Origin of the sequence: Streptomyces sp. NBC_01775 (assembly GCF_035917675.1) — a bacterium.
Taxonomy (GTDB): Bacteria; Actinomycetota; Actinomycetes; order Streptomycetales; family Streptomycetaceae; genus Streptomyces.
Genome location: NZ_CP109104.1, coordinates 3,564,207 through 3,584,768 on the forward strand (window position 1 = coordinate 3,564,207; position 20,562 = coordinate 3,584,768).

The 20,562-nt window shown below is 71.9% G+C and carries 20 protein-coding genes; 10 read left to right on the forward strand and 10 right to left on the reverse strand.

The window, feature by feature from the left end; all coding sequences use genetic code 11:
• Positions 1-18: 18 nt before the first annotated feature.
• Positions 19-366 carry a winged helix-turn-helix transcriptional regulator gene (locus OHB04_RS15840; RefSeq protein WP_326807667.1) on the reverse strand — a complete coding sequence of 116 codons (348 nt, stop codon included), beginning with the start codon at positions 364-366 and terminating at the stop codon, positions 19-21.
• 181 nt (positions 367-547) lie between these two features.
• Here OHB04_RS15840 and OHB04_RS15845 point away from each other — a divergent pair, with 181 nt between their 5' ends.
• Both OHB04_RS15845 and OHB04_RS15855 read left to right on the forward strand, forming a co-directional pair.
• Positions 548-1,033, forward strand: coding sequence for a YybH family protein (locus OHB04_RS15845; protein WP_326688338.1), 486 nt, complete (start codon positions 548-550; stop codon positions 1,031-1,033).
• A gap of 328 nt (positions 1,034-1,361) precedes the next feature.
• On the forward strand, positions 1,362-1,766 hold the full coding sequence (locus OHB04_RS15855) for an acyl-CoA thioesterase (RefSeq protein WP_326809457.1): 405 nt from the start codon (positions 1,362-1,364) through the stop codon (positions 1,764-1,766).
• A 105-nt stretch (positions 1,767-1,871) separates the two neighbouring features.
• Here OHB04_RS15855 and OHB04_RS15860 read toward each other — a convergent pair whose 3' ends face one another.
• On the reverse strand, positions 1,872-3,122 hold the full coding sequence (locus tag OHB04_RS15860) for a L,D-transpeptidase (protein ID WP_326807668.1): 1,251 nt from the start codon (positions 3,120-3,122) through the stop codon (positions 1,872-1,874).
• A gap of 413 nt (positions 3,123-3,535) precedes the next feature.
• Between OHB04_RS15860 and OHB04_RS15865 the strand changes: the two genes are divergently transcribed.
• On the forward strand, positions 3,536-3,748 hold the full coding sequence (locus OHB04_RS15865; protein ID WP_326693140.1) for a hypothetical protein: 213 nt from the start codon (positions 3,536-3,538) through the stop codon (positions 3,746-3,748).
• A gap of 53 nt (positions 3,749-3,801) precedes the next feature.
• Here the strand turns inward: OHB04_RS15865 and hutH are convergent, their stop codons facing one another.
• On the reverse strand, positions 3,802-5,349 hold the full coding sequence (hutH, locus tag OHB04_RS15870) for a histidine ammonia-lyase (protein ID WP_326692759.1): 1,548 nt from the start codon (positions 5,347-5,349) through the stop codon (positions 3,802-3,804).
• 154 nt (positions 5,350-5,503) lie between these two features.
• On the opposite strand from hutH, the gene OHB04_RS15875 reads away from it, so the two are divergent.
• Both OHB04_RS15875 and OHB04_RS15880 read left to right on the forward strand, forming a co-directional pair.
• On the forward strand, positions 5,504-6,208 hold the full coding sequence (locus OHB04_RS15875; RefSeq protein ID WP_326807669.1) for a TetR/AcrR family transcriptional regulator: 705 nt from the start codon (positions 5,504-5,506) through the stop codon (positions 6,206-6,208).
• Positions 6,205-7,107, forward strand: a complete 903-nt coding sequence (locus tag OHB04_RS15880; RefSeq protein WP_326688341.1) for an alpha/beta hydrolase — start codon at positions 6,205-6,207, stop codon at positions 7,105-7,107. Before OHB04_RS15875 ends, OHB04_RS15880 begins: the two co-directional genes overlap by 4 nt.
• A 10-nt stretch (positions 7,108-7,117) precedes the next feature.
• Here the strand turns inward: OHB04_RS15880 and OHB04_RS15885 are convergent, their stop codons facing one another.
• From OHB04_RS15885 to OHB04_RS15900, 4 genes are all read right to left on the reverse strand, one after another.
• Positions 7,118-8,311 carry a diguanylate cyclase domain-containing protein gene (locus tag OHB04_RS15885; RefSeq protein ID WP_442814857.1) on the reverse strand — a complete coding sequence of 398 codons (1,194 nt, stop codon included), beginning with the start codon at positions 8,309-8,311 and terminating at the stop codon, positions 7,118-7,120.
• Between the two features lie 221 nt (positions 8,312-8,532).
• A complete protein-coding gene (locus OHB04_RS15890; RefSeq protein ID WP_326688342.1) occupies positions 8,533-9,333 on the reverse strand; it encodes an enoyl-CoA hydratase/isomerase family protein in 801 nt (266 codons plus the stop codon).
• Positions 9,334-9,362: 29 nt separating this feature from the next.
• Complete coding sequence (locus tag OHB04_RS15895) at positions 9,363-10,778, reverse strand: adenylate/guanylate cyclase domain-containing protein (protein WP_326688343.1); 1,416 nt, start codon at positions 10,776-10,778, stop codon at positions 9,363-9,365.
• Positions 10,779-10,945: 167 nt separating this feature from the next.
• Entirely contained in the window at positions 10,946-11,794 is an 849-nt protein-coding gene (locus OHB04_RS15900) for a biotin--[acetyl-CoA-carboxylase] ligase (RefSeq protein WP_326807670.1), read from the reverse strand.
• A 516-nt stretch (positions 11,795-12,310) separates the two neighbouring features.
• Here OHB04_RS15900 and OHB04_RS15905 point away from each other — a divergent pair.
• The 4 genes from OHB04_RS15905 to OHB04_RS15920 all read left to right on the forward strand — a co-directional run bounded on the left by OHB04_RS15905 (position 12,311) and on the right by OHB04_RS15920 (position 15,122).
• Positions 12,311-13,915: an acyl-CoA carboxylase subunit beta gene (locus OHB04_RS15905; RefSeq protein ID WP_326688345.1), complete on the forward strand. Its 1,605-nt coding sequence runs from the start codon at positions 12,311-12,313 to the stop codon at positions 13,913-13,915.
• Positions 13,916-14,003: 88 nt separating this feature from the next.
• Entirely contained in the window at positions 14,004-14,204 is a 201-nt protein-coding gene (locus OHB04_RS15910; protein ID WP_326692761.1) for an acyl-CoA carboxylase subunit epsilon, read from the forward strand.
• Positions 14,205-14,306: 102 nt separating this feature from the next.
• Positions 14,307-14,444: a morphogenic membrane protein MmpB gene (gene mmpB / locus OHB04_RS15915; protein WP_326688346.1), complete on the forward strand. Its 138-nt coding sequence runs from the start codon at positions 14,307-14,309 to the stop codon at positions 14,442-14,444.
• 57 nt (positions 14,445-14,501) lie between these two features.
• Positions 14,502-15,122, forward strand: coding sequence for a Maf family protein (locus OHB04_RS15920; protein ID WP_326688347.1), 621 nt, complete (start codon positions 14,502-14,504; stop codon positions 15,120-15,122).
• On the opposite strand, the gene OHB04_RS15925 is transcribed toward OHB04_RS15920, so the two are convergent.
• Entirely contained in the window at positions 15,103-15,546 is a 444-nt protein-coding gene (locus tag OHB04_RS15925) for a hypothetical protein (protein ID WP_405805240.1), read from the reverse strand. The genes OHB04_RS15920 and OHB04_RS15925 overlap by 20 nt on opposite strands.
• A 449-nt stretch (positions 15,547-15,995) precedes the next feature.
• Between OHB04_RS15925 and OHB04_RS15930 the strand changes: the two genes are divergently transcribed.
• Entirely contained in the window at positions 15,996-17,780 is a 1,785-nt protein-coding gene (locus OHB04_RS15930; RefSeq protein ID WP_326688349.1) for an acetyl/propionyl/methylcrotonyl-CoA carboxylase subunit alpha, read from the forward strand.
• Between the two features lie 151 nt (positions 17,781-17,931).
• Here OHB04_RS15930 and OHB04_RS15935 read toward each other — a convergent pair whose 3' ends face one another.
• On the reverse strand, positions 17,932-18,921 hold the full coding sequence (locus OHB04_RS15935) for a DeoR/GlpR family DNA-binding transcription regulator (protein WP_326688350.1): 990 nt from the start codon (positions 18,919-18,921) through the stop codon (positions 17,932-17,934).
• Positions 18,922-19,049: 128 nt separating this feature from the next.
• Complete coding sequence (locus OHB04_RS15940; RefSeq protein WP_326688351.1) at positions 19,050-20,498, reverse strand: NAD(P)H-quinone dehydrogenase; 1,449 nt, start codon at positions 20,496-20,498, stop codon at positions 19,050-19,052.
• Positions 20,499-20,562: the final 64 nt, after the last annotated feature.

The following is a 20,562-nucleotide window of genomic DNA, read 5'->3' on the forward strand; positions in this document are numbered from 1 at the left end:
GCCGGAGGGAGGGGGCCGTCACGCCTCCTGCCCGGCCTCCGCGACCTGCCCGGCCTGCGCGACCTCGGCCGCCTGCTCCGCCCGCGCGCCCCACTCCCACATCGCCTGGAGGACGGGCCCCAGCTCCCGCCCCCACGGGGTGAGTTCGTAGCGCACGGTGCTCGGCCAGCCGACGGTGCGGTGGCGGTGCAGGACACCGGCCTCGGTGAGCTGGCGCAGCCGGTCGGTGAGGACCTTGGCGGAGAGGTCCGGCAGCGCGGCGGCCAGGTCACTGAAGGTGTGCGGCCCGCGCAGCAGTTCGCGCACGATCAGCGTCGTCCACCGGCCGCGCAGGGCCGCGAGGGTGATCTCGACCGGACAGGACACGGTCGGCCTCATCACTCTGGCACGCGAATCCGCCGGCAGGCCGGGCGGCGGCCCGAGCGCGGCTTCAGGCTTCCCGGAACTGACCGTTCGGTGAGTCACGTCAGCGGCTCCTATCGTCGGGACACCCGTACGACGCGAGCGTACGGCGCCACACCGGCACACCCTGGAGGTGAACCCCAGCATGAACACCACCGACACCCCCACCCCCACCGGCACAACAACCGCTCCCCCACACCCCCTCGCCAGGGAGGCCGCAGATGTGCCTGCGGTCTTCGCGGCCCGCTTCAACAGCGGCGACCCCCGGGCGGTGGCGCAGATGTACGAGCCGGACGCCGTGTTCGCCCCACCAGGGGGCGGAGTCGCCGACTCCCCCGAGGCCATCGCCCGCGCGAACGCCGGCTTCCTCGGACTCGGCCTCCCCCTCACCGTCCGCCCGCGCCACACCTACGTCGCGGGCGACGTCGCCCTGCTGGTCGTGGACTGGGAGATCGAGGGCACGGGCCCGGACGGCGAGCCGGTCCACATCGAGGGGACGGCCACCGACGTCGCGCGGCGCGCGGCCGACGGGTACTGGCGGTACGCGATCGACCGGCCCGCCGGCAACGAAACCGCCCAGTCCTCCTCCAGGGGCCGCTCGAACGTCGCGCGCATGGTGGCAGGGTCGTAGTCGGCACCGACGGCGCCGACGATCACGATGTCGCCGTCGATATGGCGGGTGCGCAACGGCACCAGCTCCTGGTATGCCGGAGACGCGTACGAGGCATGGGCCCACTCACCCTCGATGGGGAATTCGGGCGACGTGGCCCACGTTTCGGGTCCGGGGCGACAGGATCGATCACCCCGCAGGTAGGTGGAGGGGCCGGCACGAGCGGAGGAGCAGCGTGGCACAAGCTCAGAACGCGACAAATGATCAGGACGGCGCAGCGGCCCAAGACGCGGCAGAGGGGCAGGACGCGGCTGAAGGGCGGGAGCAGGGCAAGCCGTTCAGCGTCCCGGTGACCGTGCGGGGCTACGAGACCGACACCCAGGGCCACCTCAACCAGAGCGTGTACCTCCAGTACACGGAGCACGCGCGCTGGGAGTATCTGAAGGCGGCCGGCATCGAGCAGAGCGACATCGTGGCCAAGGGCGTGGGCCCCGTGGCGCTGGAGCAGACGGTGCGCTACAAGCACGAGCTGCGGGCGGGCGACGAGACCACGGTGAGCTGCGCCTTCGAGTGGGTTCCCGGACGCAAGGTCTTCTTCCTGCGCCAGGAGGTCCGCAAGACGGACGGCACGCTCGCGGCCGAAGTGACGGGGACGGGCGGCATGATGGACCTGCGCGCCAGGCGCCTGGTGGCCGACCCCCGCGCGGCCCTGCGCGACCTGGCCTCCGATCCCAAGGTGCTGGGGCTGGAGTAGGGCGCGCTCCCTCGGGAACAAACGGCGTGGGCCCCTCCGCTTTCGCGGAGGGGCCCACGCCGTTGACGATCCGGGCCTGTGATCGGCCCCGGAAGCGTTCCGCGATCAGACCGCGGAGCCGGCCTTCCACTTCGCCCAGTCCATGTTCCAGCCGTTGAGGCCGTTGTCGGGCTGGACGGTCTTGTCCGGCGAGCCCTTGACGACCACGACGTCGCCGATCAGGGATTCCTTGTAGAACCAGCCGCCGGGGGTGGTGGTGCTGCCCGCGCCCCGGGCGTCCTTCAGGCCGACACAGCCGTGGCTGGTGTTGCCGGAGCCGAAGGGGGCGCCCCAGTAGTTGCCGTGGATGAAGGTGCCGGAGGTCGACAGACGCATGGCGTGCGGGACGTCCTTGATGTCGTAGCCCTCGGAGCCCTTGCGGCCGAACCCGACGGTGTTGCCGTCCATCCGGGTCTCCGTGTGCTTCTCGGAGATCACCATCTTGCCGTTGTACGTGGGGTTGGACGGGCTGCCCGCGGAGATCGGCACGCTCTTGAGGGTCTTGCCGTCGCGCTCGACCTTCATCGTGTAGTTCTTCACGTCGACCGTGCTGATCTGCTCACGGCCGATGTTGAAGGTGACCTTCTTGTCCTGGACGCCGGTGTTTCCGTTGCCCGCGTCCACGCCGTCGAGCTTGAGGTCGAGGGTGACCTTCGAATTCGGCTTCCAGTAGTCCTCGGGGCGGAAGTCGAGGCGGTCGTTGCCGAACCAGTGGCCGACGACTTCCTGACCGCTGGTCGAGTTGACCTTGATCGCGGACTGGACGGCCTTCTTGTTGGTGATCTGCTTGTCGAACGTGATCGAGACCGGCATGCCCACGCCGACGGTGGCGCCGTCCTCACCGGCGTAAGTGCCGATGAAGCTCTTGTCGGGGGCGACCGTGGTGAAGGTGGCGTTCTCGACGGCCTTGCGGCCGTCGCTGTCCTTCGCCTTCGCCGTGATCTCGTACTTGGTGGCGCGCTCCAGCTGCTGCTTGGGCTTCCAGCTCTTGCCGTTGCCGGAGAGCGTGCCCTCAACAGGGGTGCCGCTCTGCGCCGCCTTCATGGTGACGGCGGTGAGCTTGCCCTTGCTGACGGCGACGTTGCCGCCCTTGTTGATGCTGGCCTTGTCGGAGCCGTCCTTGGCGGAGAGCTTTATTCGTGCGACCGAAGTATTCTTTTCGGCGGATATGTCAGACTTCGCCGAGGATTTCTCCGTGCCCCCGTCGTCCCCGCCGAACATGCCGCATCCACTCAGCGTCAACACACCGCCGAGCAGCGCGGCCGTCGCCGCAAGACCCTTGCGGCGCTTCCCCACCGTTATCACTGGCTTCTCCATTTGCCTTCGAAACCCCACGTCTCCCCGGTAATAGCTGCGCACACCCCCCGCAGTGCCCGAAAACGGACATGCTGCGTCTCAGCTCTCTGCATCAAAACGCAAATGGGACTATGACCGGTTCCACATTGGGTCAAACTGTGGGCTAGGACACGTATTCATCCCTGCCGAGTCCCCACGGACAGGCCTGTTCATGCACTCATCCCTGACCCGCCACGCACCCGCCCGCACCGGCCACGCACCCGCCAGACACCGGTCATGCACCGGCCACGCACCGGTCATGCGCCGAAGTGAGCGGAAGCACGGCTTCCCCATGACCCCGGCAGCTCAGTAACATCTGCCTGCGTGCGGGCAGTTCGCCTTCCCCGACGACAGCCGCACCTCGTACCGACGCGCACCCAGGAGGGGCCTTCAACGTGTCCGGAGCCGGACTCTCCAAGCTGTCAGCCCACCGGCGTCCACTGGCCACCGCAGCGGCGGCCGGCGGCGTCCTGTGCGCCTTGTGGTTCGTCCCCACAGCCAACGCCACCCCCGACAGACCGGCCCACCCGGCCCCCCAGCATGGCGCGGTGACCCAGACCGACCACCAGCAGACCGACCACGGCAAGGCCGCGCCGGCAGGGAAATAGGAGCCCGCCGCGGGTCGACGGGCCCGCGTGGTCCCGGACGGCCCGGACCGGGACTACACCAGCGGGCCCGTGGCCGCTTCGGCCGCGGCGACCAGGGCACCCGAGCGGACGAACTCCTCGGCGGCTGCCAGGTCCGGGGCCAGGAAGCGGTCCTCGCCGGGGCCCTGCGCCCCGGCCTCCCGCAGCGCGGCGACGACGGCCCGCGCCGCCCCGCCCGGGGTGAGGCCGGCGGTGGCGGAGCGCAGTTCCACGGCGCGCGTCGCCGTGTACAGCTCGACGGCGACGACGCGGGTGAGCCCGTCGAGCGCGGTGCGCAGCTTGCGCGCCGCCGACCAGCCCATGGAGACGTGGTCCTCCTGCATGGCCGAGGAGGGGATCGAGTCGGCCGAGGCGGGCACCGCCAGGCGCTTCAGCTCGCTGACGAGGGCCGCCTGCGTGTACTGAGCGATCATCAGCCCCGAGTCGACGCCCGCGTCGTGCGCGAGGAACGGCGGCAGGCCGTGCGAGCGGTTCTTGTCGAGCAGCCGGTCGGTGCGGCGCTCGGCGATGGAGGCGAGGTCGGCGACGGCGACGGCGAGGAAGTCGAGGACGTAGGCCACGGGCGCGCCGTGGAAGTTGCCGTTGGACTCCACGCGCCCGTCGGGGAGCACCACCGGGTTGTCGACGGCGGCGGCCAGCTCGCGTTCGGCGACGGTGCGCGCGTGGGCCAGGGTGTCGCGTCCGGCGCCCGCCACCTGGGGAGCGCAGCGCACGGAGTAGGCGTCCTGGACGCGGGGCGCGTCGTCCTGGTGATGGCCGGTGAGACCCGAACCGTCCAGGACCTTCAGCATGTTGGCCGCGCTGGCGGCCTGGCCCGGGTGCGGGCGGATGGCGTGCAGCTCGGGGGCCAGGACCCGGTCGGTGCCGAGCAGCGCCTCCAGCGAGAGGGCCGCGGCGATGTCGGCGGAGGTGAACAGCCGCGCGAGGTCGGCGCAGGCCATCAGCAGCATGCCGAGCATCCCGTCGGTGCCGTTGAGGAGCGCCAGCCCCTCCTTCTCGCGCAGTTCGACGGGCTCGATGCCGTGCCGGGCCAGCAGTTCGCCGGAGGGCTCCAGGGTGCCGTCGGGCCCCTCCGCCTCGCCCTCTCCCATGAGCGTGAGGGCGCAGTGGGACAGGGGCGCGAGGTCTCCTGAGCAGCCGAGGGAGCCGTACTCGTGCACGGCGGGGGTGATGCCCGCGTTGAGCACGTCGGCCATGGTCTGCGCGACCTCGGGACGTACGCCGGTGCGGCCCGAGGCGAGGGTCTTCAGCCGCAGGAACATCAGCGCGCGCACCACCTCGCGCTCGACGCGCGGGCCCATTCCGGCGGCGTGCGAGCGGACGATGTTGCGCTGCAACTGGGCCCGCAGGTCGGGCCCGATGTGGCGCACGGCCAGGGCGCCGAAGCCGGTGGAGACGCCGTAGACGGGTTCCGGCTTGGCCGCCAGCTCGTCGATGAAACGGCGCGCGGTGCGCAGCGCCCGGACCGCGTCCTCGTGCAGCTCGACGCGGGCGCCCCCGCGGGCGACGGCGAGGACCTCCTCGGGAGTGGTCCCCGCGTCCCCCACCACCACAGTGTGCATATTCATATTCACGAACCCTAGTGAGTGAATTGCGATCTGTCACGATCGTCCCGGCCCGCCGCTGAACCCCCTAGGATAAATAGGTAGCTGCCTAGGAGCCCTAGCTTTAGAGTCCTTCTGTCAGGGCGGACGGCGGTTTCGGAGGTGGGGGCGGATGGGCCGTGCGGGGCTGACCGTGGAGCGGATCGTGGCGGCGGCGGCCGATCTCGCGGACGAGGTGGGCCTGGACAAGGTCACCCTCTCCGCGCTGGCGCGCGGCTTCGGCGTCAAGGACGCGAGCCTCTACTCCCACATCAACGGGCTCGACGACCTGCGGACGCGGATCGCCGTGCTCGCCGCCGGCGAGATGACCGACCGCATCGGCGCCGCCGTCGTGGGCCGCGCGGGCAAGGACGCCATGATCGCCTTCGCCCATGCCTACCGCGGCTACGCACTGGATCACCCGGGCCGCTACGCCGCCGGCCAGCTCCCGATCGACCCCGCCGTCGCCGCCGAGTCGCCCGGCCACCGCCGCAGCGTCGAACTCACCCACGGAATGCTGCGCGCCTACGGCCTGGAGGAGCCCGACCTCACCGACGCCGGGCGGCTGCTGCGCAGCACCTTCCACGGCTACGCGGACCTGGAGACGCGGGCGGGCTTCGGAGCCCCCCGGAAGATCGACGCCTCCTGGGAACGGGGCCTGGAGGCCCTGCACCTGCTCCTGGAGCACTGGCCGAGAGCGGCCCCGGCACACCCGGCACACCCAACGCAAAAGAAGCGCGGCACAGAGAACCGCGGCACGAAGAACGGCAACCAGAAGAGCCGCAGCACGAAGAACGGCAGCACGAAGAACCGCAGCGCCAAGAGAGGGAGATCATGATCGACCAGTCCGCAGGGGCCGCCGCGCCCCTCGTCGGAACCCTGCCCGTACCCGGCGCCACCTTGCGCTACGAGGTACGGGGCGCGGGCCCGTTGCTGCTGCTGATAGCCGGCGGCTCGGGCGACGGGGCCGTCTTCGACCACGTCGCACCCGCCCTGGCCGACCGCTTCACCGTCGCCTCCTACGACGCGCGCGGCCCCGGCCGCAGCCCGCTGGACGGGCCGGCGGAGGACCAGCGGGTCGAGGTGCACGCCGCCGACGCGCGCCGGCTGATCGACCTGCTGTCGCCCGATGAGCCAGCCGCCGTCTTCGGCACCAGCTCGGGCGGCATCACCGCGCTCGGCCTGCTGGCCCGCCACCCCGGCCGGCTGCGCCGGGTGATCGCGCACGAGCCGCCACTGGCCCGCGCCCTGCCCGAGCCGGCCGAGCTGCTGGCCCTGTTCGAGGATGTTCGCGACACGGCCGTACGGGAGGGCACCGGACCGGCGTTCGCCAAGTTGGCCGCCGGCCTGGCGGCGCGGGACACCGAGCGGGACCCGGCCCGGGACACCGGGCGGAGCACCGACGCGAGCCACGAAGCCCCGCACGACCAGCCGCCCCTCGACCCCGAGTTCCTGGCCCGGATGCACGCCGGCAGCGCCTACTTCCTGCGGCACATCCTGTATCCGTTCACCCACCACACCCCGGAACTGGGCGAGCTGAAAGCGGCGTCCGACCGGCTCGTGCTCGCGGTGGGCGAGGACTCGCGGGGCACGCCGCTGGCCGACCTCGTCCAGCAGCTGGGCCGGCGCGTCGGCGCGCCCGTCCGCGCGTTCCCCGGCGGGCACATCGGCGTCACCGAGCACCCCGTCCGGTTCGCGGCACGGCTGCGCGAGGTGCTGGCGGAGTCCCTCGGCTGACGACCTTCGGCTAACGGTTCCGGAAGCGGCGGCGTTCGGGTGGCCGGGGCGGAGCCGGGGTCGCGGCCAGGCGGAGCGTGGGGTCCTCGTCGGGCGGGCCCTCGCGTCCGGCCACGACGGGCTTGGCCGAGCGGAGGGCCTTGGCGCGGTACTGCGCCGCGTCGGCGAGGCGGAAGAGGCGGCGGGCCGAGCGCACCTCGCCGACCGGGTCGCCGGTGGAGGCCACCCCGCAGGCGACGCCCTCGCCCAGCTCCAGTTCGGCCGCCCGGCGGCACAGCTCGTCGGCGGCGCGCACCACCTCGTCGGCCGTGGGCCCGACGGCGAGCAGGCAGAACTCGTCGCCGCCCAGCCGTCCGGCCAGCGCCCCGGTCAGCATCGCGCCGCACAGGGACAGGACGCCGCCGAAGCGCTCCAGCAGCCGGTCGCCGGCCTCGTGGCCGTGTGCGTCGTTGACGCGCTTGAGGCCGTTGATGTCGCAGACGACGAGGCTGACGACGGTGCCCAGGTCGCGGTGGACCTCCAGCGCCTCGTCCAGCCGGGCGTCGATCGCGCGGCGGTTGGCGAGCCCGGTGAGGGGGTCGGTGAAGGCGAGGCGGCGTACCTCCTCCAGGCGCTCGTTCTGGGCGATGCCCGCCGCGATGATCGCGGCCAGCACGGTGGCGAAACCGGTGTCGCCGGAGTCGAAGGCGGGAGCGGTGGCACCGCGTGCCACATACAGCTCGCCCCAGGCGCGCCCGTGCAGCACGATCGGCGCGACCACGCACGAGCCCCGGCCCCGGCGGCGCAGTGCCTCGGCCCGCCGGTGACCGGGGCCCTCGCGGGTCTCGGTCCAGGCGTTCGGTATGCCGCCGCCCGCCCACTCCTCGTGCAGGAACTCGGTGATCTCGGGAAAGGCGTGGACGGGATAGGACTCGTCCTCGGGGAACTCCGCCTCGTCCGGTGCCCGCTCCCCCACGTTCGTCAGCACCCGCAGCAGCCCCCGGTCGCGCTCCCAGACCGATATCGAGGCGAAGGAGCCGTCCATCGCCTCGCAGGCGCCCAGCGCGGCGGCGTGGGCGAGGTCCCGGTGCGGGAGTGGCCCGGTGGCCTCGTCGGGATGCGGGGCCGAGGTCGCGGGCGCCGAGGTCTGGGCCGCCGCCATGGCCTGGGACAGCCCGACGACCGCGCACAGCCGCGCGTCCGCGTCCTCTCCCATTCGGCCCATGTTGTCAAGGTTAGGAGGGTTCGCCCCGTTCTGCCGCACAGATCTCAGGGGTTTACCTCACCCCCCGTAGATAACTCCTCGTAGACAGCTATTCGACAGCCATGCGAAGAAGCCAGCTCCTCGAAGGCGGCCCCCCGCCGCACGACGACGCGACGACCGAGCACCGCAGGCTGCCCCTGTAACCCTCCACAGCCTCGGCAAACCCTGTTGTCTGTGCCGCCTCAGATCCCCGGCCACCGCGGCGTCCGCTTCTCGTTGAACGCCGCGACGCCCTCGGCCCGGTCGCCGGAGAAGGCGACCCTGCGCCAGGCCGCCTCCTCGACCTCCAGGCCCGCGCGCAGCTCCATGCCCCAGCCGGTGCGCAGCGCGCGCTTGGCGGCGCGCAGCCCGACCGGGGAGTTCGCGGCGATCCGTGCCCCGAGCGCCAGCGCCTCGGCCCGGTCCTCGCCCTGCCCCACGAGCTGGTCGACCAGGCCGAGGGTGTGCGCCTCGGCCGCCTCGACGCGGCGGGCGCTGAAGATGAGCTCGGCGGCCCGCGCCGCACCCACCCGGCGCGGCAGCAGCTGCGTACCGCCACCACCGGGGACGACGCCCACGGACACCTCGGGCAGCCCGACGACCGCCGTCGGGTCGGCGACGATCAGGTCGCAGGACAGGGCGAGTTCGTAGCCGCCGCCCAGCGCGAAGCCGTGCACGGCGGCGATCGTGGGCATCGGCAGCTCCAGCACCCCCGTATAGGCGGCGCGGGCGCGCGGGCGCTGGGCCCCCAGCTCGGCGTCGCTGAGCGCGTTGCGCTCCTTCAGGTCGGCGCCGACGCAAAAGGCCCGCTCGTGTGTGGAGGTCAGAACCGTGGCCCGGACGCCGTCATCGGCGGCCAGCGCGGCACACGCCTCGGCGAGCGCTTCGGCGAACGCGGTCGAGACCGCGTTCATCGCGCCCTTCCGGTCCAACACCAGCTCCGCCACGTGCCCGTCCCTGCGGACCCGCACCCACTCCCCGAACACCTGCTCGCTGTGATCCATGGGGCTCACGATACGGCGGCACGCACCGCTCAGGAGGCCGGACGGCGGCGCAGCAGCCAGGGTTCGACGACGCCCAGGCCACGCACCGGACGCTGGTAGAGCGGCTGGAGCGCGAAGCGGTACCCGGACAGGTCCTCGCTCTCCTTCTCCGACTCGGGAGCCATGCCCGAACCGGTCAGCTCGGCCCGGAAGGCGCCGTCGACCAGCACCGTGTCCTTGGGCGCTATCGAGGTGAGCCGGCTGGCGAGGTTGACGGTGTTGCCGAACACGTCGCCCATCCGCGTCGTCATCGTCCCGAAGGCGATCCCGACGCGCAGCTCCGGCATCGTCTCGTCGTTGGCCATGGTCTCGATCAGCCGCAGCCCGATCTCGGCGGCCGTACCCGCGTCCTCGGCGACGTAGAGGATCTCGTCGCCCAGCGCCTTGATGAGCCGCCCGCCGTGGGCCGCGACCAAGTCGGCGGCCGTGGTCTCGAACGCCTCGACCAGCTCGCCCAGTTCCTCCTCCTCCAGCCGCCGGGTCAGCCGGGTGAAGCCGACCAGGTCGGCGAAGCCGATGGCCTGCCGCCGGTTGACCATCTCCTCGTCGTCCTGGGCCTGGACGACACGGCCGGTGGCGGCGGCGAGCTGCCTGCGCCACACATAGACCAGGAACTCCTCCAGCTCGGGCAGCAGCAGCTGCACCAGCGGGAAGGTGACCTCGTTGCGGGTCATGCCCGGCTCGGGCGGCTCGGTCAGCCCCATCAAGAAGGAGTCGATCTGCCAGTCGGCGAGCCGCGCCGTGGTCTGGCCGGTGGAGCGCGCCACCTGGACGGCCATCGTCTCGCTCAGCAGCCCCGCCTCCACCAGGCCCGACAGCCGCCGCAGGGCCAGCACGTCCGCCTCGGTCAGCGCGCGGGCCTGGCCGACGTCGGCGAAGCCCATCGCCCGCCAGAAGCGGGAGGCCAGCTCCATGGAGACGCCCGCCGCGCGCGCCGCCTGAAAGGGGGTGTACTGCCGGTCGGAGCCGAGGATCAGCTCCTCGATGCGCAGAGCGCTGGGGTCGGTGTCGTCCTCGGGGACGTCGCCCTCTTCGTCTTCGTCGTCGCCTGGTCCATCCGGTCCGCCGTGCGGGGGGCTGCTCTGGGCGCCGGGGCCGTCGCCCGGGACGCCGTCCGCGCCGCCCGGATCGGCACCCGGAACACCGTCCGCGTCGCCTTCGGGGGCGGCACCCGGTGCCGGGTCGGTCCGCTCGGGGTGTTCCCCCGAGGCCGGGGCGGGCTCCGAAGAGGGCTCGGGGGCTGCGCCGGAAGCTGGGCCGGAGCCGGCGGCCGGGCCGGAGTCCGCACCCCGCTCCGAGCCGGTCGCGGAGCCGCCAGGGCCGCCGCCGTCGCTGTCCGACGCGGCCGATGACCCGGCGGCGGACGCCGGCCTCCGTGCGGGGGTGCCCGGTTCGTTCACGGTCACTTCCCGCTCCCTGCGCCCCTCGCGGCGTGGCATCGCGGCGTAGCGTCGTCCCTGCGCACGGCCCTTCCGTTCCTCTTGCTGGGTCCTGCCCTGGGCGGCGAATTCCGGTGCCGGGTGGCACCGGATGTCACCGCCGGTTGCCCACCATACGGCAGTTGTGCGCTACCTCACTGTCCGGCCGCAGGGCGCAGATGGACGATGTCACCGGCAGCGACCGGGTGCTGTACGCCCTGTTCCGAGGCGATCACCAGCCGCCCGTCCCCGTCCACCGCGACGGCCTCCCCCACCAGCGCGTCACCGCCCGGCAGCTCCGCCCGTACGGTCCTGCCGAGCGTCACACAGCCGGCCGCGTACGCCTCCAGCAAGGCGCTGCCCGAGGGGTCGCCGTCGGCCGCGCTCCAGCGGCCGTACCAGTCCTCCAGCGCCCGCAGCACGGCGCGCAGCAGCGGGTCGCGGTCCGTGCCCTTGGCCCCCGCGAGGGCGAGGGAGCCCGCGGTGGGGACGGGCAGCTCCTCGGCGCGGAGGGTGACGTTCACGCCGATGCCCAGGACGAGGTGCTCGCCACCGACGCGCTCCGCGAGGATGCCGCCGATCTTGCGCTCCTCGCCCTCGCTGACGGCAAGCACGTCGTTGGGCCACTTCAGCCCCGTGTCGACGCCGGCCGCGCGGGCGAGGGCGCCCGCTGCGGCGACCCCCGCGAGGAGGGGGAGCCAGCCCCAGTGGTGGGCCGTGGGCCCCGGCTTGAGCAGCACGGAGAAGAAGAGGCCCGAGCGGGGTGGGGCGCTCCACGCGCGGTCCAGACGGCCTCTGCCCGCCGTCTGCTCTTCCGCGACGAGGATGGTGCCCGCCGCGGCTGTGCCCTTGCGGGCTCTGTCCGCCAGTTCGGTGTTGGTCGAGCCGATGGCTTCGACCACCTCCAGATCTGTCCAGAGCCCGTCACCACCCACCAGCGCCTTCTTGAGGGCCGTCGCGTTGAGTGGGGGCCGGTCCAGGTCCGACCAACGTTTTGAGGGCATGCCCCCAGCCTATGGGCTCCGCCCCTGGTGCCCCGTTTTTGTTGGGGCTGTGCCCCTTGGTGCCGCGCCGTTGTTGGGGGCTCCGCCCCCCTAGGACCCCTAGCCGCACCTGAACCCTGCTTTTCACCTCACTCGTCGCACCAAGACCCAGGCCCTTGGACCGGCCGGTGACTACCCTGCGGGCACAAACATCACGAAAGAGCAGGCGCTGTTACGGGGCGGGGGGTCCTAGGGGGGCGGAGCCCCTCTAGCGGGGGGCCGTTGGGTGGGGGTCCCCCCGGACGGAGTCTGGGGGAGGAGCCGCCCCAACGCCCGGCCGGCGAGGCCATCGGTTAGAGGGCGAAGCCCTCAAAGGGGGCCAAGGGGCCAAGGGGCCAAGGGGCAAAGCCCCAAGACGGGGCACAGGGGCGGAGCCCCTGCTCATGGGGAGTGTGGCCAATGCCGCACTCCGTAACCGGCGGCACGCCGATAGCCTACGGGTCGGTAGCAACCGCGACGGCAAGGAGCCCCCCGAACATGTCCTCGCCCAGCCCCGACATCGACGAAGTCGACAGCCACACCACCGCGGGCAAGCTCGCGGACTTCGAGCGCCGTACCAAAGAGGCCGTCCACGCAGGCTCCGAACGAGCAGTGGAAAAGCAGCATGCGAAGGGCAAGCTGACCGCCCGCGAACGGGTGCACCTCCTGCTGGACGAGGGCTCTTTCACGGAGCTGGACGAGTTCGCGCGGCACCGCTCGACCAACTTCGGGCTGGAGAAGAACCGGCCGTACGGCGACGGGGTCGTCACGGGTTACGGCACCGTCGACGGCCGCCCCGTCTGCGTGTTCTCGCAGGACTTCACCATCTTCGGCGGTGCCCTGGGCGAGGTCTACGGCGAGAAGATCGTCAAGGTCATGGACTTCGCGCTGAAGACCGGCTGCCCGGTCATCGGCATCAACGACGGCGGCGGCGCCCGTATCCAGGAGGGCGTGGCCGCGCTCGGGCTGTTCGCGGAGATCTTCCGGCGCAACACCCACGCCTCCGGCGTGATCCCGCAGATCTCGCTGGTGCTGGGCCCGTGCGCGGGCGGGGCCGTCTACTCGCCCGCGATCACGGACTTCACCGTGATGGTCGACCAGACCTCGCACATGTTCATCACGGGCCCCGACGTCATCAAGACGGTCACCGGTGAGGACGTGGGCTTCGAGGAGCTGGGCGGGGCACGGACGCACAACACCACCTCCGGGGTCGCGCACCACATGGCGGGGGACGAGAAGGACGCCATCGAGTACGTCAAGGCGCTGCTGTCCTATCTGCCGTCCAACAACCTGTCCGAGGCGCCGGTCTACGCCGAGGAGGCCGATCTGGAGACCTCGGATGAGGACCGGGAGCTGGACGCGCTGATCCCGGACTCGGCCAACCAGCCCTACGACATGCACTCCGTCATCGAGCACGTCCTGGACGACGGGGAGTTCCTGGAGACGCAGGCGCTGTTCGCGCCGAACATCGTCACCGGGTTCGGGCGGGTCGAGGGCCAGTCGGTGGGCGTGGTCGCCAACCAGCCGATGCAGTTCGCGGGCTGTCTGAACATCGACGCGAGTGAGAAGGCGGCGCGCTTCGTGCGCACCTGCGACGCGTTCAACGTGCCGGTGATCACCTTCGTGGACGTTCCCGGTTTCCTGCCGGGCACCGACCAGGAGTACGACGGGATCATCCGCCGCGGCGCCAAGCTGATCTACGCCTACGCCGAGGCCACCGTCCCGCTGATCACGGTGATCACCCGGAAGGCGTTCGGCGGGGCCTACGACGTGATGGGCTCCAAGCACCTGGGCGCCGACTTGAATTTCGCCTGGCCCACGGCGCAGATCGCCGTCATGGGTGCCCAGGGCGCGGTCAACATCCTGCACCGCAAGAAGCTGTCGGCCGCCTCCTCCCCGGAAGAGATGGAGGAGCTGCGGGCCCAGCTCACCCTGGAGTACGAGGACGCGCTGCTCAACCCCTATGTGGCGGCCGAGCGGGGCTATGTCGACGCGGTGATCAGGCCCGCCGAGACCCGCCGCCACATCACCCGCGGCCTGCGCACGCTGCGCTCCAAGCGCGAGCAGCTCCCGCCGAAGAAGCACGGCAACATCCCGCTGTGAGGAGGCTGTGATGCCGATGGAGACCGCAGGCCCCGACAGCACCGGGGGCCCCGAGGACACCGGGGCCGCCGAGCGCCGGGAGCCGCCGATCAAGGTCGTACGGGGCAACCCGACCCCGGAGGAACTCGCCGCGGCGCTGGCGGTGGTCCGGGCACGGGCGGCCGTCGCCGGGGACGAGAGCCCGGCACGGCGGGCGCCGAGCGCCTGGTCCGACCCGGCCCGCACGATCCCGCGCCGGCTGCCGGCGCCCGGACCCGCCGCGTGGCGCAACACGTTCCGGCCGGGCTGAGGATCCCGGGGGCCGGGGCGAGGCTGAGATGTGGGGTCCGCGTCCGCGTCTGAGTACGCGTACTCAGGCGCGGGCGGGGGCTCGCGTTCCACCATCGGAAGCATGCTCTGGTCCGACCCGCGAAACGAACCCCCCAAGGAACTCCACTCCGCACAGGTGAAGTTGGAGCGCCTGGGCTGGGTGCTGCTGGCCGTGACGGCGCTGGTGATGCTGCTGCTGTTGTCGGCCGCCTATTCCTGATCCCGTTCCTGAACCCGGCCGATCCTTGTGCCGTGGCGCGGTCCCTACGATGGCGGCATGAACTCAACGCGCCTCGTACTCGCCTCCGCCTCCCCCGCCCGTCTCGCGCTGCTCCGCCAGGCGGGTCTGGCCCCGGAGGTCGTCGTCAGCGGTGTCGACGAGGACGCCATCAGCGCGAGCACACCGGCCGAGCTGGCCAAGGTGCTGGCCGAGGCGAAGGCGACGGCGGTCGCCGGACGCGAGGGGGTGGCCGGGGCGCTCGTCATCGGCTGTGACTCGGTGCTGGAGCTGGACGGGCACGCGCTGGGCAAGCCCTCGGACGAGGAGGACGCCACGTACCGCTGGAAGGACATGCGGGGCCGCGCGGGCGTGCTGCACACCGGGCACTGTGTGATCGACACCCGGGTGCCGGGCGAAGCCCGGGAGCAGGATGGCCGGCGCTCGGAGACGGCGTCCACGACCGTCCACTTCGGGGAGCCGACGGACGCGGAGATCGCGGCCTATGTCGCCAGCGGCGAGCCGCTGCACGTGGCCGGCGCCTTCACCCTCGACGGGCGCTCGGGTCCCTTCGTGGACGCGATCGAGGGGGACCACGGCAATGTGCTGGGACTCTCGCTGCCCACGCTGCGCAAGCTGCTGCGCGAACTGGGTGTGGAGATCACCGACTTGTGGGCGTGAGGGCTTCCCCGTCGGGCGCCGCCGCCTCCTCGGCCTCCGCGTACCAGGTCAGCGACCAGACGATGAGCCCGAGGACGACCATCATGAAGACGAACGCGGTCCAGCCGACGAGCCCTATGGAGAAGGCGCCGAGCAGGCCATGGACGACGGCGCAGCTGATCAGGACGACGCGGAAGAAGCCGTGCGGCGCCCTGTCGCGGACGGCCGTGCGCGCCAGTATCAGCGCGCAGCCGAACACATAGCCGCCGACGAGCACCGCACCGATCCACGCCGAGACGGTCATCGCGCGCGGTTCGATGCCCGCCAGGGACATCTCCTGCGCGTCGGCGACCTTCCCCAGGAACAGATTGATCAGTACGAGTACGAACGCCTCCAGCGTCAGCACCAGCGCCGCCACGGCCGCCACCGCTCGTCTGCGCCCCACCCCGTCCACCCACTTCCGTCACTTACGTCCGCATCCGTCCCCGCCGCCCCATGGGTGGACCCACCTCACCCGTGTCAAATGGTGCGCGGAGGCCGCCACTTGGGCACCGGCCGGGGTTACTCCCAGTGCATGCTTTCGGCAACGCGAACGCTACTCACGGGTATAAGCGGGGGCAAGGGAAACGACGCAAAGCAAAATTTTGCCCACCGAGTCGTAGGGATCCCACAACAAAGCGGCCCAACAGCACTGGCACCGGCACAGAGACCTAGCCCACATGCCCTCGGCCGCCGATAGCCGTGGAATCCCGGCGTACCGTGGGACGACAGGGGGAGACCGCTTTCGCGCGACCGGCGGGTGACACTCCGTGTGGGCAAGCTCACCCCCCTTGGCGGCTCGGCGTGAGGTGTCGCCAGTACCTAAACTCAGCTTGTTTCAAGGAGGGAGTCATCGTGCGCAAGGTGCTCATCGCCAATCGCGGCGAAATCGCTGTCCGCGTCGCCCGCGCCTGCCAGGATGCGGGAATCGCGAGCGTCGCCGTCTATGCCGAGCCGGACCGGGACGCGCTGCACGTCCGCGTGGCCGACGAGGCGTACGCCCTGGGCGGTGACACCCCGGCAGCGAGCTACCTGGATGTCGCCAAGGTACTGAAGGCCGCCGCCGATTCGGGCGCCGACGCCATCCACCCCGGGTACGGGTTCCTGTCCGAGAACGCCGAATTCGCCCAGGCCGTCCTGGACGCCGGGCTCACCTGGATCGGCCCGCCCCCGCAGGCCATCCGCGACCTCGGCGACAAGGTCGCCGCGCGGCACATCGCCCAGCGCGCGGGCGCCCCGCTCGTCGCGGGCACCAAGGACCCGGTCTCCGGCTCGGACGAGGTCGTCGCCTTCGCCGAGGAGAACGGCCTGCCCATCGCCATCAAGGCCGCCTTCGGCGGCGGCGGACGCGGCCTGAAGGTCGCCCGCACCCTGGCAGAGGTCCCCGAGCTGTACGACTCGGCGGTTCGTGAGGCCGTCGCCGCCTTCGGGCGCGGCGAGTGCTTCGTCGAGCGCTACCTGGACCGCCCCCGGCACGTGGAGACCCAGTGCCTGGCCGACAAGCACGGCAACGTGGTCGTCGTCTCCACCCGTGACTGCTCGCTCCAGCGCCGCCACCAGAAGCTGGTGGAGGAGGCCCCCGCGCCGTTCCTGAGCGAGGAGCAGAACGCGGAGCTGTACCGCGCCTCCAAGGCGATCTTGCGCGAGGCGGGCTACGAGGGCGCCGGCACCTGCGAGTTCCTCGTCGGCCAGGACGGCACGATCTCCTTCCTGGAGGTCAACACCCGCCTCCAGGTCGAGCACCCGGTGACCGAGGAGGTCACCGGCCTCGACCTCGTGCGCGAGATGTTCCGCATCGCCGACGGCGAGGAGCTCGGCTACGAGGACCCGGCGCTGCGCGGTCACTCCTTCGAGTTCCGTATCAACGGCGAGGACCCGGGCCGCAACTTCCTGCCCGCGCCCGGCACCGTCACCACCTTCGCCCCGCCCGCCGGCCCCGGCGTCCGGCTGGACGCGGGTGTCGAGTCCGGCTCGGTCATCGGCCCCGCCTGGGACTCGCTGCTCGCCAAGCTCATCGTCACCGGCGCGACGCGCAAGCAGGCCCTGGAGCGGGCGGCGCGGGCGCTGGACGAGTTCGAGGTGAGCGGCATGGCCACCGCGATCCCCTTCCACCGCACCGTCGTGCGCGACGCGGCGTTCGCGCCCGAGGTCCACGGGCACGAGGGCGACCCGTTCGACGTCCACACCCGGTGGATCGAGACGGAGTTCGTCAACGAGATCCCCGCGTACGCCGCCGCGCCCTCCGACGCCGAGGCCGACGAGGACGAGAGCACCCGCGAGACGGTCGTCGTCGAGGTCGGCGGCAAGCGGCTGGAGGTCTCCCTCCCGTCCTCACTGGGCATGCCGCTGGCGCGCGCCGCCGTGGAGGGCGGCGCGCGGAAGCCCCGGCGGAAGGCCGCCAAGAAGTCCGGCTCCGCGGTCTCCGGCGACGCGCTCGCCTCGCCCATGCAGGGCACCATCGTCAAGGTCGCCGTCGAGGAGGGCCAGCAGGTCGAGGAGGGCGAACTCGTCGTCGTCCTGGAGGCGATGAAGATGGAACAGCCCTTGAACGCGCACCGCGCCGGCACGGTGAAGGACCTCCACGCGGAGATCGGCGCCTCGGTGTCCTCGGGCGCCGTGATCTGCGAGATCAAGGACTAGCCTGCCCTGGCTGTCCCCCCCCGTCCGCACCTCCCGGCCCGAGGCTGGGAGGTGCGGCTGCCGAGGGGGCGCGGGGCCGTGTCAGCATGCGGCTCCGCCGCGCGGGCCGCGACCCTCCCGCACACGGCGTACCGGACTTCCCGCGGAGCGCCTAGCGGCGACGGGGGGCCAGGTCGGCGACTCGTGGGGAGACGCCGGAGGCGCGTAGCTGGGTGGGCGGCGTCGCGCCCGGTGGGGTGCCGCCCCGGCGCGGGGAGGGCATCGGGACGTCCCGGCGGCCCCGCTCCGGGGGTGCCGGCCGCGTCTCGGGGAGTGGCTCGCCGCCCGCACCGCTGCCACCGGCCACAGTGACCTGGACCCCGTGGTCGGCCAGGGCCTGAAGCTCCGCCTCCGCGCGGTCGTCGTGCGGGGGCGGCTCGTCGGTGACCAGGCGGGTGATGATGTCGGTGGGGACGGTCTGGAACATCGTGTCGGCGCCCAGCTTGGTGTGGTCGGCGAGGACGACGACCTCCGCTGCGGCCTGCACCAGCGCCCGGTCCACGCTCGCGGAGAGCATGTTGGACGTGGACAGCCCGCGCTCGGCGGTCAGCCCGCTTCCGGACAGGAAGGCGCGGGAGACGCGCAGCCCGTGCAGGGACTGCTCGGCACCGCTGCCGACCAGCGCGTAGTTGGAGCCGCGCAGGGTGCCTCCGGTCATGACGACCTCGACGCGGTTGGCGTGCGCCAGCGCCTGGGCGACCAGGAGCGAGTTGGTGACGACGGTCAGGCCCGGGACGCGCGCCAGGCGCCGTGCCAGTTCCTGTGTCGTCGTACCTGCGCCGACGACGACGGCTTCGCCCTCGGAGACGAGGCCCGCGGCGAGGTCGGCGATCGCCGTCTTCTCCGCGGTGGCTAGGTGGGATTTCTGTGGGAAGCCGGACTCCCGGGTGAAGCCCCCCGGGAGCACGGCGCCGCCGTGACGGCGGTCGAGCAGTCCTTCCGCCTCCAGCGCCCGTACGTCACGACGCACGGTCACTTCGGAGGTCTGGACGACGCGGGCCAGCTCACGGAGCGAGACAGCCCCGTTAGCTCGCACCATTTCAAGGATCAATTGGCGACGTTCCGCAGCGAACACGAAACTGACAGTAACGCCAACGACCATCTACTTTCAGCGGTTTGCGCCGATTAGCAGAAGTTGTTCATACGGCGACCCGCCTTGTGGTAAAGGGATCGCCTTCGGTCGTCCCGGCGGGAAATGGGGCCGTCTCAGCGGCTCATCACCGCAGCGCCTCAGTGGGGTTCGGCGGTCTTCCGGGTGTGCAGCTGCCGCGCCACCTCGGCGATCGAGCCCGTCAGCGACGGATACACGGTGAAGGTGTTCGCGATCTGCTCGACGGTCAGATTGTTGTCCACTGCGATCGAGATCGGATGGATCAGCTCACTGGCGCGCGGCGCCACGACCACCCCGCCGACGATGATGCCCGTGCCGGGACGGCAGAACAGCTTCACGAAGCCGTCCCTGATCCCCTGCATCTTGGCCCGCGGGTTGCGCAGCAGCGGCAGCTTCACGACGCGCGCGTCGATGACGCCCTTGTCGACGTCGGCCTGGCTGTAGCCGACCGTGGCGATCTCCGGGTCGGTGAAGACGTTCGCCGAGACGGTCTTGAGGTCCAGCGGGTTCACCGCGTCGCCCAGGAAGTGGTACATCGCGATACGCCCCTGCATCGCGGCCACGGAGGCGAGCGCGAACACCCCCGTGCAGTCGCCCGCCGCGTAGACGCCGGGCGCCGAGGTGCGCGAGACCCGGTCGGTCCAGATGTGGCCCGAGTCCCGCAGCTTGACGCCGGCCTCCTCCAGGCCCATGTCGGCGGTGTTCGGCACGGCGCCGACCGCGACCAGACAGTGCGAGCCGGTGATCGTACGGCCGTCCTGGAGCGTGACCTCGACCCGGTCGCCCACTCTCTTCGCCGACTGGGCGCGCGAGCGGCTCATGACGTTCATGCCACGGCGGCGGAAGACGTCCTCCAGCACGGCCGCCGCGTCCGGGTCCTCGCCGGGCAGCACCCGGTCGCGCGAGGAGACGAGGGTGACCTGGGAGCCCAGCGCCTGGTAGGCACCGGCGAACTCGGCGCCGGTGACGCCGGAGCCGACCACGATCAGCTCCTCGGGCGACTCCTCCAGGTCGTACAGCTGCGTCCAGTTCAAGATGCGCTCGCCGTCGGGAAGCGCGTCGGGGATCTCGCGGGGGTGACCGCCGGTGGCGATCAGCACGGCGTCCGCCGTCAGCTGCTCCTGGCTGGAATCGGCCGCCGTGACCGTCACTACGCGTGACCCGTCGGTCGCCTGTCCGGGCTCCAGCCGGCCGCGTCCGCGCATCACCCGGCCACCCGCGCGGGTGACGGAGGCGGTGATGTCGTGGGACTGCGCGAGGGCGAGCCGCTTGACCCGGCGATTGACCCGGCCGAGGTCGACGCCGACCACGCGGGCCGGGTCGTCGGGGTCGTGGGTGGTGTCCTCGACGCGGATGCCCAGCTCCTCGTAGGAGGAGTCGAAGTTGGTCATCACCTCGGCGGTGGCGATGAGCGTCTTGGACGGCACGCAGTCGGTGAGCACCGAGGCGCCGCCGAGGCCGTCGCAGTCGACGACCGTCACCTCCGAGCCCAGCTGCGCCGCGACCAGCGCAGCCTCGTATCCGCCAGGTCCGCCACCGATGATCACGATCCGAGTCACATGCCCCATTGTCCCGCACCCTCCGATCCCCCACCCGGCGGGGTCCCTCGCCCGTAAGGCAGCGGGCTCGGGC